At 45.2% G+C, this 15,675-nt stretch carries 14 protein-coding genes; 2 read left to right on the forward strand and 12 right to left on the reverse strand.

Going from position 1 to position 15,675, the window contains the following annotated elements:
* The first annotated feature begins 12 nt into the window (after positions 1-12).
* A complete protein-coding gene (locus ACO1NU_RS00755; RefSeq protein ID WP_448816531.1) occupies positions 13-498 on the forward strand; it encodes a CinA family protein in 486 nt (161 codons plus the stop codon).
* On the opposite strand, the gene ACO1NU_RS00760 is transcribed toward ACO1NU_RS00755, so the two are convergent.
* Positions 485-949, reverse strand: a complete 465-nt coding sequence (locus ACO1NU_RS00760) for a deoxycytidylate deaminase (protein ID WP_448816532.1) — start codon at positions 947-949, stop codon at positions 485-487. The two genes, ACO1NU_RS00755 and ACO1NU_RS00760, sit on opposite strands and share 14 nt — an antisense overlap.
* A 187-nt stretch (positions 950-1,136) precedes the next feature.
* Here ACO1NU_RS00760 and ACO1NU_RS00765 point away from each other — a divergent pair, with 187 nt between their 5' ends.
* Positions 1,137-1,751: a LysE family translocator gene (locus ACO1NU_RS00765; RefSeq protein ID WP_448816533.1), complete on the forward strand. Its 615-nt coding sequence runs from the start codon at positions 1,137-1,139 to the stop codon at positions 1,749-1,751.
* Between the two features lie 8 nt (positions 1,752-1,759).
* Here ACO1NU_RS00765 and ACO1NU_RS00770 read toward each other — a convergent pair whose 3' ends face one another.
* From ACO1NU_RS00770 to bamA, 11 genes are all read right to left on the reverse strand, one after another.
* Complete coding sequence (locus tag ACO1NU_RS00770; RefSeq protein WP_448816534.1) at positions 1,760-3,661, reverse strand: class II glutamine amidotransferase; 1,902 nt, start codon at positions 3,659-3,661, stop codon at positions 1,760-1,762.
* Between the two features lie 86 nt (positions 3,662-3,747).
* Positions 3,748-5,244, reverse strand: a complete 1,497-nt coding sequence (locus ACO1NU_RS00775) for an NADH-quinone oxidoreductase subunit N (RefSeq protein ID WP_448816535.1) — start codon at positions 5,242-5,244, stop codon at positions 3,748-3,750.
* A 1-nt stretch (position 5,245) separates the two neighbouring features.
* Entirely contained in the window at positions 5,246-6,847 is a 1,602-nt protein-coding gene (locus ACO1NU_RS00780; RefSeq protein WP_448816536.1) for a complex I subunit 4 family protein, read from the reverse strand.
* Positions 6,844-8,898, reverse strand: coding sequence for an NADH-quinone oxidoreductase subunit L (gene nuoL, locus ACO1NU_RS00785; protein ID WP_448816537.1), 2,055 nt, complete (start codon positions 8,896-8,898; stop codon positions 6,844-6,846). The genes ACO1NU_RS00780 and nuoL overlap by 4 nt, the downstream gene beginning before the upstream one ends.
* 2 nt (positions 8,899-8,900) lie before the next feature.
* Positions 8,901-9,206, reverse strand: a complete 306-nt coding sequence (gene nuoK / locus ACO1NU_RS00790) for an NADH-quinone oxidoreductase subunit NuoK (RefSeq protein ID WP_448816538.1) — start codon at positions 9,204-9,206, stop codon at positions 8,901-8,903.
* Positions 9,203-9,745 (reverse strand): NADH-quinone oxidoreductase subunit J family protein, encoded by a 543-nt coding sequence (locus ACO1NU_RS00795; RefSeq protein WP_448816539.1) that lies wholly within the window; start codon positions 9,743-9,745, stop codon positions 9,203-9,205. Before ACO1NU_RS00795 ends, nuoK begins: the two co-directional genes overlap by 4 nt.
* Complete coding sequence (locus ACO1NU_RS00800) at positions 9,742-10,338, reverse strand: 4Fe-4S binding protein (RefSeq protein WP_448816731.1); 597 nt, start codon at positions 10,336-10,338, stop codon at positions 9,742-9,744. Before ACO1NU_RS00800 ends, ACO1NU_RS00795 begins: the two co-directional genes overlap by 4 nt.
* Positions 10,339-10,356: 18 nt before the next feature.
* Positions 10,357-11,427 (reverse strand): NADH-quinone oxidoreductase subunit NuoH, encoded by a 1,071-nt coding sequence (gene nuoH / locus ACO1NU_RS00805; protein WP_448816540.1) that lies wholly within the window; start codon positions 11,425-11,427, stop codon positions 10,357-10,359.
* Between the two features lie 247 nt (positions 11,428-11,674).
* Positions 11,675-12,235: an OmpH family outer membrane protein gene (locus ACO1NU_RS00810; RefSeq protein ID WP_448816541.1), complete on the reverse strand. Its 561-nt coding sequence runs from the start codon at positions 12,233-12,235 to the stop codon at positions 11,675-11,677.
* 37 nt (positions 12,236-12,272) lie between these two features.
* Positions 12,273-12,803, reverse strand: coding sequence for an OmpH family outer membrane protein (locus ACO1NU_RS00815; protein WP_448816542.1), 531 nt, complete (start codon positions 12,801-12,803; stop codon positions 12,273-12,275).
* Positions 12,804-13,067: 264 nt separating this feature from the next.
* Positions 13,068-15,632 (reverse strand): outer membrane protein assembly factor BamA, encoded by a 2,565-nt coding sequence (gene bamA, locus ACO1NU_RS00820; RefSeq protein ID WP_448816543.1) that lies wholly within the window; start codon positions 15,630-15,632, stop codon positions 13,068-13,070.
* Between the last annotated feature and the right edge of the window lie 43 nt (positions 15,633-15,675).

A 15,675-nucleotide genomic window follows, 5' to 3' on the forward strand; every position in this document is an offset into this window, starting at 1 on the left:
ATTAAGAAACGAATGGCTCCTAAAACCGTAATCGCCTGCTGTCATACCCTATTAGAGAAAAACCTGACCATCTCTTTCGCCGAAAGCGTAACAACCGGTAAATTGATATATGACTTTAGTTCAGTTCCCGACTGTGGAACGGTAATCCAGGGATCCGTAGTTTGCTATGATGTATCCGTAAAGAAAAACCTTTTCGGTATCAGTGAAGAAATTATAGAAAAATATACACCTGAATCACAGGAAGTGACCCAACTACTGGCCGATGGATTAAAGAAGCTCATTCCTGCCGATGTGATCGTTGCGGTAACAGGACTCGCTTCTCCTGGTGGTAGCGAATCGCCTGAAAAACCTGTGGGCACTATATTCGTGAACGGCTATATCAAAGACAAAGCCTGGATGACAAAGCTGTATTTTGAAGGCAACCCTGATGAGATCATCAGTCAGACTTCGGAGACAATCGCAACGATCCTCCTGGATGAGCTCACTAAGCTTCGCTGACCTGTAAAGTCTCTACGCCGAACCTGTTCAGGAAATCTACCCCCTCATCATTTGCTAGGCCCTTGTACGCGGCATACGAATTCCGGTATAGTACTTTCTTGATACCTGAAGAAAAGATCAGGCGCGCGCAGGGAAGACAAGGAGAAAGTGTCACATAGAGGGTTGAGCCCTCCAGATCCGCACCGTTCTTGGAAGCGTAAAGAATTGCATTCTCTTCCGCGTGCAGAGCAAGCGAACAGCTACCCTTCGCGTCTCTGGCGCAGCCTGTTTCCGGGAACTCCTCATCACAATTGTGAGTTCCTGCAGGTGGACCGTTATACCCGATCGATATAATCCGGGTGTCCTTGGTAAGAACTGCGCCAACCTGAGCTTTAACACAATGCGAACGTCGCGCCAGGTCGCCCGCCAGATTCATAAATATACTCTCGAAACTCGGTCTCTCTACAGACATGTGAACAATAAATAAAACTTTCCTGCGTATATGATTAAGTCTAACCGATACCTCCCAAAAATAATTTTTATTTGTAACACTGCTAAAATATTATGAGGTATTTCATGCCCGTAAAAACTTATAAAAAATATATGCGCTGTTTTTTCAGCATTATTTTAGATATTCGCACACTTCCAACCACTAATAGATGCTTGAGACAATTATTTCTGGTGTAGGACTTGGCATAGTTCTTTCTTTTGCAACTGGACCAGTTTTCTTCGCTTTGCTAAAGACCAGTATAGAGAAAGGCTTTCACGCAGGTATTTCTCTCGCGGGGGGCGTACTGCTAAGCGATATTATTTATGTATCCCTCGCCCTCTACGGCTCCTCTTTTATACAGTTTGAAAACCAATATCGTTATGCGATAGGTCTTACGGGCGCAGCCGTCATGATGGGTATAGGCTTCTTTTACCTGTTCAAGAAGGTAAAGATCAACTATGACAATATAACCTCCACCAAAAGAAACACGGGATATTTCTTTAAGGGTTTTCTGATGTGCATTTTCAACCCCTCGCTGCTGATCTATTGGATCACCGTAACCAGCAGCATTATCTCCGTTACCGGAGAGATACAGGCACAGCAAGTGTTCCCTTTCTTCGGCTCCATCCTCATCACACAGTTCAGCATGGACTCGATGAAAGCGTACTACGCCAACAAACTTCGTTATAAAATAAAAGAGAGAACCATCATCCTCTTAAACAGAGTTGCTGGTTCTCTCATTATGATCTTTGCACTAAAGCTGATCTACGATCTGCTTTCCTAAAAGAGCGACTAAACGTACGCTCTCTGATTCTTTCCTTCCATCCAGTTCATGAAGGCCTTATTCACCACCTTGTTTCCACCTGGCGTTGGATAATTTCCTGAGAAATACCAGTCACCCAAATGGTCCGGACAAGCAATATGTAAATTGTCCAGAGTCTGGTAGATCACCTTCACCTCCGCGTTAATTTCTTTAGGAGAGATGATCTGCGCAATCTTTGCAGAGATTTCCTCGTCAGTAAACGGTGCATAGATCGCTTTGATAAAGTTCTCCTGCTTCTCCTTGCCATCTCGTACCGCCTGCTGGCACTTTTCGTAGGTTTCGAAGATAATATTCTCTCTTCCTGATTCCTTCAATAAAGCGATCGCAGCTTCAAAAGCAACAAATTCACCCATTCTGGACATGTCGATACCATAACAATCCGGGTATCTGATCTGCGGAGCAGATGAAACAACTACAATCTGCTTAGGCTTCAGGCGGTCAAGAATTTTCAGGATACTCTGCTTTAGCGTAGTTCCTCTGACGATCGAGTCGTCCAATACGACCAGGTTGTCTGCCTGTGCTTTAACTAATCCGTAGGTTGTGTCATACACATGCGATACCATATCCTGCCTGTCAGCATCCTGCGTGATGAATGTACGCAGCTTAACATCCTTAATGGCAATCTTCTCAACTCTCGGATAAATGCTCAGCACTTCTTCCAGCTCAGCGTCGGTGATCTTATCTTCTCTCTTCAGAAGAGTGTCTTTCTGGTAGCGTTTAATATACTTATGCAGGCCTTCTACCATTCCGTAAAACGCCACTTCTGCCGTGTTTGGAATGAATGAAAAGACCGTGTTTTTTAAATCATAATTAACGGTGTTGAGGATCTGTGGACAAAGTAACCTGCCCAGTTGCTTACGTTCCCGGTAAATAGATGCATCGCTGCCTCTTGAAAAATAGATTCTTTCAAAAGAACAAGATTTTTGCACCTCCGGCTCCCTGAACATCTCCTCAGAAACATGTCCGTTCTTCTTGATGATGAGCGCATGGCCCGGCTTAATTTCCTTAATGGCCTCGATCGGGATATTAAATGCAGTCTGAATCGCGGGACGCTCCGAAGTAGCCACTACGATCTCATCATCCTGATAGTAATACGCGGGACGGATACCAGCGGGGTCACGCATGATGAATGCATCGCCATGACCGAAGATACCTTCAATCGTATATCCTCCATCCCAGGTCTTTGCTGAGCGTCTCAAGATCTTGGCTACGTCGATATGATCTGCAATAAGCCTGCTGATCTCCGCGTTGCTGTGCCCTTCCTGTTTGAAATGATCAAAAAGCTGCTGATTTTCATCATCTAGGAAATGTCCGATCTTTTCCAATACAGTTACTGTATCCGCACGTTCCTTAGGATGTTGCCCCAGCTCGAAGAGCTGCTCCAGCAATTCATCCACATTGGTCATGTTGAAGTTTCCGGCAATCACCAGGTTTCTGCTCATCCAGTTATTCTGACGAAGAAAAGGGTGGCAGTTTTCCACGCTATTTTTGCCGTGGGTACCATATCTCAGGTGTCCCATCAATACCTCACCGGTAAAACTCACATTTTCTTTCAGCCACTCGGCATTCTGAAATAGCTCTGGATTGCTTTGAATATCTGCGAACTTTTTTTGCACATGTTCAAACACTTCCGACACAGCAGTGGAGCCCATCGCACGGTAACGGCTGATATAGCGGTTTCCGGGCGTAACATCCAGCTTAATGGTCGCAATACCGGCTCCATCCTGACCGCGGTTATGCTGTTTTTCCATCAATAGGTACAGTTTATTCAACCCGTATAAGGCCGTACCATATTTCTGCTGATAAAAAGAGAGGGGTTTTAGTAGACGAATGAATGCGATGCCGCACTCATGTTTTATTGCTTCGCTCATGGAATATCAATGAGCCCGCAAAATTAATACATTTATAGTAAAAATGAACTAAATCTCAAAAGATGACACAAGTTTAAACATCTAACTTAGATCAGCATTCCCGGCATAATCCCCCATACGATCAGTAGCAGCGTCAGGAGAACAGCAACATAGCTCAGATAGTTTCGACCCACCTCTATATCCATCTGTTTCTCAGAACTTCTCAGAAATGCATTCAGTGGAATTTTAAAATAGTAGAACAATGACACCACCGTTGTTATAGCCGCCGTAATCAGCAGAAGGAGCATCCAGATGGAGCTGTTTGCCGAATAATATTCAATAGCCGATGAAAAAATCAGCACCTTCCCGATAAAGCCGGCAAGTGGTGGCAAGCCCGTAAACGACATCAGGATCACCACGAAACAAACCATCTCCAGGGTCAGCTTCTTTCCCAAGCCCCTATATTCGGAGATCTGAATAGCTCCCGTTCGTTCTTCGATACCCGATGCGAAAATAAAAGCTGCCATATTGGTGATGGCATACATCATCAGATAAAACAGTAAAGCTTTGAGTCCGTTCTGAGAATGAACGGCAACGGCCATCATAATCAGCCCCGTATGTCCAATCGACGAGTAAGCCAGCATCCTCTTAATGTTATTTTGCCAGATAGCGGCGAAATTACCTACTACCATAGAGCTGATACCGATCAACGAAAGTACTGGCATAAAGTCGAAAACAGCGGTATTACTGCTCGCCTGGAAGGCGTAGTAAGGATCCAGAAAGCGCAGCAGAACGGCAAAGCCTGCTAACTTGGGACCCGTAGATAGAAATGCAGTAACCGGCAATGGTGCGCCTTCATATACATCAGGACTCCAGAAATGCAGCGGTACGAACGACAACTTAAATCCTATACCCACCAGCACAAGGACAACGGCAATGGCTACCGCCGGCTGCGGCATTTGAGACAAGCCAGTCATGAATGCCGGGTCTGATAAAATAAGAGTACCTGTAAAAGCATACAACAGCGATATCCCGTATAACATAATCGCAGAACAGACGCCTCCGAATAGTGCATATTTCATCGCTGCTTCAGATTGCCTGGCGCTGTCAGACACATAACCCACCATCAGATAGGAAACGATAGAGATCATTTCAATAGACAGATAGATCATCAGCAGTCCCGATGACATGGCCATCAGGTTAAGGCCCAGAAGCACTCCCGGTAGCAATAAGTAAAGGTCACCTGGACCTTTTATATGATTCTGAAGCTGTCGGTTACCTCTTATAAACAAAGCATAGATCAATACAATCCCACCAAACAGAATCTTGAAAATACCCGCCGTGCTGTCAATAGTAATTGAACCCTGAAATACTCTCAAAGGACCCTCGAGCGCCTCAAACTGCAGACAGGTAAAGACCAGCGACGCTGCAATACCCACCATAGCCATCATAAATGTATTGACAGACTTTTTTCCCGGGAAAAACAAGTCGGCAATGATCACACAAATAAAAGTCAAGATCAGGACAATTTCCGGAAGGAAGAAGGGTATTCCCTCTCTGATGACCTGCAATAAAGATGGTATCTGTCCAGCAAATTCGTTCATACTATTTCAGATTAACTAAACGAATCAGTTCCAATACAGAAGCATTCATCTTTTCGAAGGCAAGTGAAGGCATAATTCCCAGTACCAGCGCAAATGATGTTAATATACACAGCACCGTGATCTCTCTCGGGTTAACATCTGTCAGCAAGGCTTTCCACTTCTCTCCTCCCATCAGTCGGGTTTCACCGAAAAACATTCGCTGCAGCGTCCACAAAAAGTAGCAGGCACTCAGAAAAATACCAACAGAGCCGCAAATAGCCATCCATCTCGGGAGGAGGCCGTTTACAGATGACGAATTAAAAGCACCGATTAAACTGAAAGCTTCCGCGATAAACGCAGAGAAACCGGGAAGTCCTAACGATCCAAAAAATGCGATCATAATAAAAGCCGTATATCGGGGCATAATCAGAGCAAGTCCCCTGAAATTAGGGATAGATCGGTCATGAACTCTCGAATAGATCACACCGACAAGGAAAAATAACATGGACGATAAAAATCCGTGACTGATCATTTGCATCATGGCACCGCTGATCCCTTCCGCCGTTATAGAAGCAATCCCAAGGAGCACAAAACCCATATGCGAAACCGACGAATATGCGATCAGACGCTTCAGATCTTTTTGAGCCAGTGCATTCAGTCCTCCGTAAAGAATGGAAATCACCCCGATCAGACCCAGCCACCAGGAAGACTGAATAGCTGCTTCCGGGAAAATGCTTATACAGGCCCTCAAAATACCATAACCTCCAATCTTCAATAATATTCCGGCGAGTATAATCGAAACAGGTGTCGGTGCCTCGACGTGTGCGTCAGGCAACCAGGTGTGTAAGGGTACAATTGGAACTTTGATAGCGAAGGCGACGAAAAGAACAATAAAACCAATCAGTCGTGCCGATATACCAAAGAACTCCGCATTGGTTAACACCGAGAACAATGAGCCTTCCACATAGTTCTTCGGATCCATCATACTCAGCATGTTGAAAGTATGATGACCGGTGGCTGGGTCAATGACTGAGAAGTAAAGGCCGATGATCACCAGCAGCATAAATACCGAACCGAACAGCGTATAGAGGAAAAACTTAATGGCTGCGTATTCTCTTCTTACACCACCCCACATACCGATCAGGAAATACAGCGGCAAGAGCATCAGCTCATAAAAGACATAGAAAAGAAAAAAATCAAGAGCAGAAAACACGCCCAGAACCGCCGTATCCAATAGAAGGAACAGCGCGAAATACCCTTTTAAATTAGTCTTGATTTCCCAGGACGCCAAGAGGGCAACCAGCATCACGACAGATGTCAGCACCAGGAAAGGCATAGACAAACCATCAATACCAAGAAAGTAGTCGATCTGCAGCTTACCCATTGCTCCCAGATTCAAATTGATCCATGGAAGGCGTTCCACCAGCTGAAACTTCGACTGCTCGTCTACACCGGAGAAAACCTGACCATTGAAGTTCAGATAAATATAAGCGCTGATCAGAACCTGAACGCACACGGCAGCAAGGGCAACGAATTTATAAGCGTTCCTTGCAGATGAAGGAAGTATAAGGATGACGAGCCCTGCAAGCAATGGCAGGAAGATCAATATGGATAGCAAACTCATATAGCTGCAGTGTAGTATTTAAAAATAAAAAGTGTTAATATAATGATCAGCATGGTAACCAGATAATGCTGTAGCCTTCCCGTCTGAAAGTGACGTACAAAGTTTCCAACAATTCCTGCCAGATACGCGAAAAAGTTAACCAATCCGTCAATTACATAGCGGTCAACCCAGCGCGACCAGAATGACAACCATCTTCCGAGCGTACCCACCAGGTTCACAACACCGTCAACGACGTAGCGGTCAAACCAATACAAGATACCGGAAAAAGCAGTTGTTCCTTTAACCAGCACAGCTGAATAGAATTTGTCGATATGCCATTGTTCCTGCGAAAACCTGAATATTACCGTCTTGCTGAAATCGGGAGCACTGCGCCCGGAACCGTACCATCTGAAACAAAGGCCAATCAGCGCGATAGAAATCAGGTTAACGGCCGCCGGGATGATGGTATGGAAGGCATTGATCCGGGTCATACTTTCTGTCACCGGAAATCCTTTCAGAAGCCATGCATCCTCAAACAACAAGGGATTCCATGAAAATACCGGAAATAAACAGAATACGCTCAGGATCAGCATCACGTATTTCATCGCCGCCGGCGCCTCATGGACATGCAGATGACCAGTCAATTCTGAAAGCCGGAACTCACCAAAAAAGACCTTGAAAATGAGCCTCGAAATATAGAAGGCAGTTAGCCAGGATGTGACCATAGCCGATATTGGTATCAGGCGGAACCAGCCTCCTTCTCCTTCTGCCCATTCGAAAGACTGGATCAAAATCGCATCTTTAGACAGATATCCCGAAGTCAGCGGGAGTGCAACAAGCGCCAGCGATCCGATCACCATCGACACGAAAGTCAGTGGCATATGTTTTCTCAGACCACCCATATTACGAATATCCTGCGGGTCAAAGTCCTTTCCTGATTTATCCTTCAGATGCGCCATCTCATGAATGACTGCACCTGCTGCCAGAAACAGCAAACATTTAAAGAAGGCATGCGTCACCAGATGAAACAGCGCAGAAGCAGATGCTCCAACACCCATCGCCAACATCATGAAACCAAGCTGCGAGATGGTCGAAAACGCCAGAATACGTTTAATATCATTCTGCGTCAGCGCGATTGTAGCGGCCATAAATGCCGTAAACGCTCCGATCGCAGCGATGACCAGCAAGACATGTTCATCAAATACAGGATACACACGGGCGATCAGGAACACCCCTGCAGCAACCATGGTAGCCGCATGAATAAGAGAGGATACAGATGTCGGTCCTTCCATCGCGTCAGGTAGCCAGGTATGTAACGGAAACTGTGCAGACTTGGCTACAGCAGCCAGGAAGAAAACGATCCCTGCAATGGTCAGCCATTCAGCGGGCATCGTGCCTGCGCTCCCAACCCAGGAACCTCCTGAAATAACAGCAGAATTTACAAGGCCCTCAGCTCCAAACAGCCTGGTAATATCAAGTGTCTGAAACTGCGAGAAAATGATCATGATCCCGATGAGGAAACCCAGGTCTCCCACCCTGTTCATGATAAAAGCCTTCTTATTCGCCCTCACCGCCGTGCTGCGCGAGAACCAGAAACCGATAAGCAGATAAGACGAAAAGCCAACCAGCTCCCAGAACATATACATCAGTAACAGGTTATCCACAATCACCAAACCCAGCATCGAAAAGCAGAAAAGCCCCAGGTATGCCCAATATCGGCGGATATACGGGTCACCCTGCATGTATTTCGTGGAATAGATATTCACCAGCAAAGCAATGGCCGAAACCAGGAGCATCATTAGCGCCGACAGATTATTTAGCAGAATGCCGATTCTTAGATCCCAGCCACCGATGGTAAACCAGTGGATCTGTTCATGAATAACGGCCCCGTTCCAGATTCTCCCAAATACACATGCCGACAAAATCAGGCTCAAACTCATGTTCAGGATGGCAAGTGATCCGCTGCGGCTCACTTGACCCGAAAAAATCAGGCTGCCAAAGAACGTCAGCAGGGGCAATACTGCTGCTACAAGGGAGATGAATACGATATGTTCAGATATAAGTGCCTCCAAAATTAGTCCCTCAGCTGATCGATGGTTGTCGGATCAATATTTTTATAATAGGTATAAACGTTCAGTATAATAGCCAGCGACACGGCTACGGTCGCCGCAGCCAGAACAATGGCGAACAAGGCAAACATTTGTCCGCCCATCACCTGCTTGTCATACTTGCCGAACGCCACCAGGTTCAATATCGCTGCATTCAGCATAAACTCAATCCCGATAAGTATCATGATGGCGTTGCGCTTCGACAGCACTGCATACAGCCCTATACAAAACAGAAGGCCGCTGATGAGCATAAAATGGGATAATGGTATCATAGCTTCTTCGTTCTTCTTGCCAGATGAGCAGCACCAATCAAAGCCATCATCAGCAGCACTGAAACGATCTCGAAAGGCACAAGGTAGCGCGTCATCAAATTGATCCCGATGGCATGGATCGTGTTATCACTGACTGTTATGGTATTCTTTCCGGCATTCCTGATCCAGCTGATCTCATCAGGATTAGCCTGGTAGATCGTTACAAATAAGATCAGGAAGAAAACCAGGGAAATGAGGAGCCCAGGTACATGGTGCAGACCAATCAGACTGGTCCTATGCACGGTGCTCGTATTTAATATGGTTTTGCTCGACAGCAGAAAGGCAAAGATCATCAAAACGAGCATCCCACCTACATACACGACCAGTTGCGTAACCGCCACAAAATCTGCCAGGGCATAAACGAACAAGCCTGACATGGAAAATAAGGTCACGAAGAACAAAAATATAGACCGTACCATATTTCTGTTGAATACCACCATGAAGGCGGAAATCAATACCATTGCGGCTAAAATATAGAATACAAGCTGCTCTATGTTCATTCTTTATTCCTTTCCTGAAACGCTTTCATTGCAGCAGCATCTTTCGCTGCCTGCTTCTCTGCCAACTGCTGAGCTAGTTCCTTTCTCTTTTGTTCAGCCTCTTCTGGCGTCATCTCAGAGAATTTATAGATCAGATCAGCCACATTAGTCACACTGCGATCATAGGTATCCGTCATGGTTATACACTCCGTCGGACACACAACAGTACACAATCCGCAATACATGCATTTGGCCATATCGATGTCGAACTTAGCCGCATGCAGCCGCTTGGTCGTTCCGTCAGACGTAATCCCTATTGGTCCCGTACCCTTTATACTTTCAATCTCGATACAGTCAACCGGGCAAACTTTCGCACACAGATCACAAACAATGCAATCGTCGATCACGACATCCAGCTGATACCTACCCACCTCCGGAATTGGCAAGGTCTCCCGTGGATACTGTACGGTAACTACCCCTTCCTTTTGTTCAAAATAATTATCTGAACGTATATCAACACTCTTCCTTCGCTTATTCACAGCAAAGAAATGCTTCAAGGTAAGGGCCATGCCTTTCCATGAAGTTCTGAGAGCGTTTATTGTTTTCTTGATAATCACGGTACCTCCTCTACATTACATAACAAGAAGTCTCCACACACCCGATATGGCCATACATAAAAAAGCCAGGGGTGTAAGTATCTTCCAGCAAAAACTCATTAAGTGGTCCACCCTTACACGGGGCAATGTCCACCTTATCCACATCTGAACCAACACCACAAGCAAAACTTTCGAGAAAGTCCAGAAAATACCCCATCCCATTCCCGATGTCCAGTCCGCCAGCTTCACCGTGCCAATATTAGGCAGCGGAGTATTCCAGCCTCCCAGGAAGAGGACGACGCCAACCATACCTACCAGGAACATCATCGCATATTCTCCCAGGAAAATGAAGGCGAACCGCATTCCTGTATATTCAGTATGAAAACCTGCTACCAATTCAGACTCTGCTTCAGGAATATCGAACGGAGCACGATTACATTCAGCAAGTGAAGCAATAAAATAGATAACATAAGCGACAATGAGATGTGGTGCCTGAAAAATGTGCCAGGAGAAGATCCCGCCGATTTCCGTAACATCCCAGAATCCAAGGAACCATATTGTCTCCGGAGTGCCTACACCTTGCCTGGAAGCAATCGCATGCATATCCAGCGTCTGTGCGATCATCACAGCTGAGATAATGGAAATACCCGCGGGAATTTCATAAGAGATCACCTGAGCCACAGATCTCAGCGCACCCAGCAACGAGTACTTGTTATTCGATCCCCACCCCGCCATCAGGATCCCGATCGCCTCGATGGATATTATCGCAAAAATATAAACAACGCCTATGTTCAGCGCTGCCGGTATCACGCCAGGTGCCCAGGGAAGAGCAGCAAAGCCCATGTACACCGATATAAAGATCACAATCGGGGCCAGTGCAAAGAGGACCTTGTCAGCAGCCAGAGGCGTAATATGCTCCTTTTGCAGAAGCTTTAAAGCATCAGCCAGGGTTTGTATGGTTCCCCATTTTCCATTTTCCATCGGACCGAGCCTGTCCTGGATAAAACCAGATACCTTGCGCTCTGCATATACACTAAACAACGCGAAAACAGCCGCAAAAGAAAAGAGCAGAATGCCGACTAGAATATATGTTATATAGAAAATCAATTTTATAGCTTCGTACTTGCAAACTTAAAAAATACCGCCGAAAATAAGCGCATTTAATAAGATATGAATCTGAAGTGATAAATATCATGAAATAAGCCTTGTGCTGCCCGGATGAGCAGCTATTAACGGAGCAAGAAAATCGCCTTATGATAAGCATCTAGGACTGATGAAAACCTGATCTGATACAACGAAAAAAGGCGAAACCCCTTTCGAGACTTCGCCTTCAACAGATATCTGTTATTTCTTATTATTTCTTTGGTGCAGCTGCTGTTGTTGCAGTGATGCCTAATTTCGCTTTAACAACGCTCAGGATATCATCACCACCATCAAAATAAACTACTCCTGGTTGAGAGATATCAAACACATAAGCATATCCTTTCTCTTTAGCAACAGCTTTGATGGCGTTTTCAGCTTTCTGATAAATTGGCTGATACAATTCGCCTTGCTTAGTCTGAAGCTCCTGCTGAGCTTTCTGCTGTGTTTCCTGCATGCGTTTTTCGAAATCCTGAATTTCAGCTCCCATAGTTTCCAGTTCTTTACCAACCGTTGCCTTGTTTGCTTCACTTACAGTTTTCGCTTTGTCCTGATAAGCTACGATCTTCTTTTCACGTTCTGTATTCATTAACTCCAAAGCGCTCTGCTTCTGTTTTTGAAAAGTCTGAAATGTTGCATCTGCTGTTTTCACTTCAGGCATTAATTGTAAAAGCTCTGCTGAGTTGATATGTGCGAACTTTTGCTGTGCATTAACCGTAGTTCCCGTTAAAAATAATCCTACCGCTACTACTGCTACTTTAACTACATTTTTCATTCTGCTATTATAAAAATTTACTTGGTTACTTTCAAAATTACTTCACTGCTGAACCAGGCTTATATCCCAGTCTTGTTATTACCTCATCACTCTTATCTAAACGCGGACTCGCATACAAGAGTATAACTTCACTGTTTTTATCCAGAATCATGTCCAGCTGATTGCTTTCTGCTACTGCCTCAATAGCTCTCGCCACACGTTCCTGAACAGGTTGGATTAATTTAATCCGTTGCTTATACAAATCGCCTTCGAAGCCGAACTTTACACGCTGAAACTCTTTTGCCGCTTTTTCCTTTTCCACGATCGCGTTTTCTCTTTCGCGACGCACTTCCGGAGTTAACAACGCAAGATCACCCTGGTAGGCCTTATACATTTTCTCCACTTCAGCCAGGCGGGCATCCACCTGTTGCTGCCACTGTTTCGAGGTTGCTTCAAGCTGCTTTTCAGCCGCAACATATTCGGGTATGTGATCTAATATATACTCGCTATCCACATACGCAAACCGCTGCGCAAAAGCACTCCCACTCACCAAACAGAACAGAGCCAACACCAAATATACTTTTTTCATGAGCCGTAGATTAAAAACAAAGATAATTAATATGAAGGTCTTCGCGGCCGAAGCTAATAAATTTAACAAAATTTAACGAAAAATAGTGGCGCCAAAATACTGGTCACTCATCAAATCTGATACGTTCTTCATCTCTGGAACGGTCATGCCGACAGAATGGCGCGCCCTACAAAATTGCTTACCAACACCAGCACGGCACCCACAAAAAAAGGCCTGTAAGATTACTTACAAGCCTTTGTATTAAAAGTTCCCTATTGATCGGTATTAGAAGCCACCGTTCAGCTGCTGGGCAATACTGAAGTGGAACTGTCCTCCTGATTTCCGGAGCCTGTTACTTGATGGATCATAAACATCATCAAAACCATAACCCCAGTCAATTCCAAGTAATCCGAAGATCGGAAGGAAAATCCTCGCGCCAACACCTGCCGAACGACGTACGTTGAACGGATTGAAATCTTTGAAGTTATTCCAGGTATTACCACCTTCCGCAAAGGTCAACATAAACACGGTCGCCTGCTGGCTGTTCATCAGCGGATAGCGCATTTCAACTATGTACTTGCTGAAGATAGGGCTACCGGAGTAACGTGCAATCTGAGGGTCATATCCAATCGGGGTAACGTTGTTATTTTCGTATCCACGCATCGCGATAATTTCAGATCCCTGAAGAAAGTCAAATCCCTGCATACCATCCCCACCCAGTTTGAAACGCTCAAATGCAGATTGTCCTGTTGCCTGATTGTACTGACCGAGGAATCCGAATTGTCCCTGAGTCTTCACAACCAGCTTTCCTACGATACGCTGATACCATTGAGCCTCAAACTTCCACTTATGGTATTCCGTAAACCGGTATTTTTCTTTATCCGTCGCCGTCTGATAATTCACATCATTGAACAATGAATACGGAGGTGTAAGCTGTACGGTCAGGCGAATATGCGATCCCGAAGTCGGATAGATCGGCGCATCCACTGAATTACGGCTCAACTCTTCTGTCAGGTTGAAGTTGTAAGATGTACCTGTCGAGAACAGGAACCCAGGATAATTTGTCAGCTTATACTGCTGCAAGTTAACCGAGTGGTTCAGGTTGAAATAATCATCAGGCCATTTCAAACGCTTACCTAAACTGAAGGTAACACCATTTAATCGGATCCTATACCGCTGATCATCCCTGTATCCATAATATCTCGCGATATCATCATTTGAACTCAAAGAGGTAAACGCGCTGATACCAAAGTAGATCGGCTTCTTACCACCCAACCATGGCTCAGAGAATGAGAAACTATATGACTGGTAAGATTTACCGTTAGTTTGTCCACGGATGCTCAGCTTCTGTCCGTCTCCCTTAGGTAGTGGTTTCCACTCTTTCAGGTTGAACAGATTGCGTGCCGAGAAGTTGTTAAAGGTAAGTCCCAGTGTACCGATGATACGGCCACCACCAAAACCACCTGAAAGTTCAATCTGGTCAGAAGGTTTTTCCGCAACAGTATACTCAATATCTACCGTTCCGTCTGCCGGATTCGGGATAGGTCTCACGTCCGTCTTCTGCTCATCAAAGTTACCCAACTGTGCAATTTCACGGGTTGTACGAACGACAAGCTCTTTGGAGAACTTCTGTCCTGGTTTCGTACGAATCTCCCTCATCACCACCTTATCATTGGTAATATCGTTTCCTTTAAGGGAAACTTTATTGATTGTGTACTGCGGACCTTCATACACACGAAGCTCCACGTCGATGGTATCTCCATAAATCCGTGTTTGTACCGGATCCACATTAAAGGTCAGATAACCGTTATTCAGGTACAGCGACGATACGTCTTCCCCGTTCGGGTTTCCGTTCAACCGCTTCTGAAGCTTCTCCTCACTGAATACATCACCGGATTGTATCGCCAGCATTTCGTTTAGCGCCTCTGTCTTATAGATCGCATTACCAGCCCAGGTGATGTTTCCGAAGTAATACTTCGGTCCTTCGTATAACTTCATGTGGATATCCACACGCTCGTTCGGTTTCTTGATCACGCTGTCGCTCAGGATCTCGGCGTCGCGGTATCCCTTGTCGTGCATCTTGGCAACAAGCGCAAGCTTATCTTCTTCATATTTGTCCAGTAGGAACTTGCCCGACCGGAATATATTGATGGAAGAACGCTCTTTAGTTTTCTTCATGAACTTCTTCAGCTGCTTCGCCTTGAAGTCTTTATTTCCTTCAAATGTGATATTCTCGATCTTGGTTTTAGACCGTGTATCCACATCTACAATAAGAATAACATTATTCGCCTCGGTAGTATCTTTTTTCTGACGGTATTTCACTTCAGTGAATAAGTATCCTTTTTCATTGAAATACTTTTTTATCACCGCAGTGGTCATGCTCATCAAACTTTCGTTGACGATCTTTCCCGTTTTATCCGCCAGCTTTTCCTTGATATCGGTTACCTGGCCCTTTTTCATGCCTGTAAACTCCATCGTTGTCAGGCGCGGACGTTCAACCACCTCGATATTAAAGAAAATAGAATCTCCTTTAACATTCCCCTTCAACTGAACATCATCAAACAAACCCTGCGCCCACAAGAACTTCATGGCATTGGCGGTCGCATCACCCGGTACGGTAATTCGGTCGCCTTTTACGAGTTTCGAAATCTGAACCAGAATTTCTGCATCCAGAAATTTAACTCCCGACACCGTCGTACCACCTACTACATACTCCTGAGGGTTGAGATAATTCAACTCAGTTCCCGACTGCGAACGGAACTGCATTCCACCCTGCCTTGGGGGTTGTAACTGGGCACTTGCAGCACCGGCTGCACATGTAAAAAATATTATTGTGAAAAATTTCTTCATTGAATTGTCTAACGTTGCTAAAGTAACGCTATTGGTTGTTAAA

The sequence above is a fragment of the Arcticibacter sp. genome, from assembly GCF_053551015.1.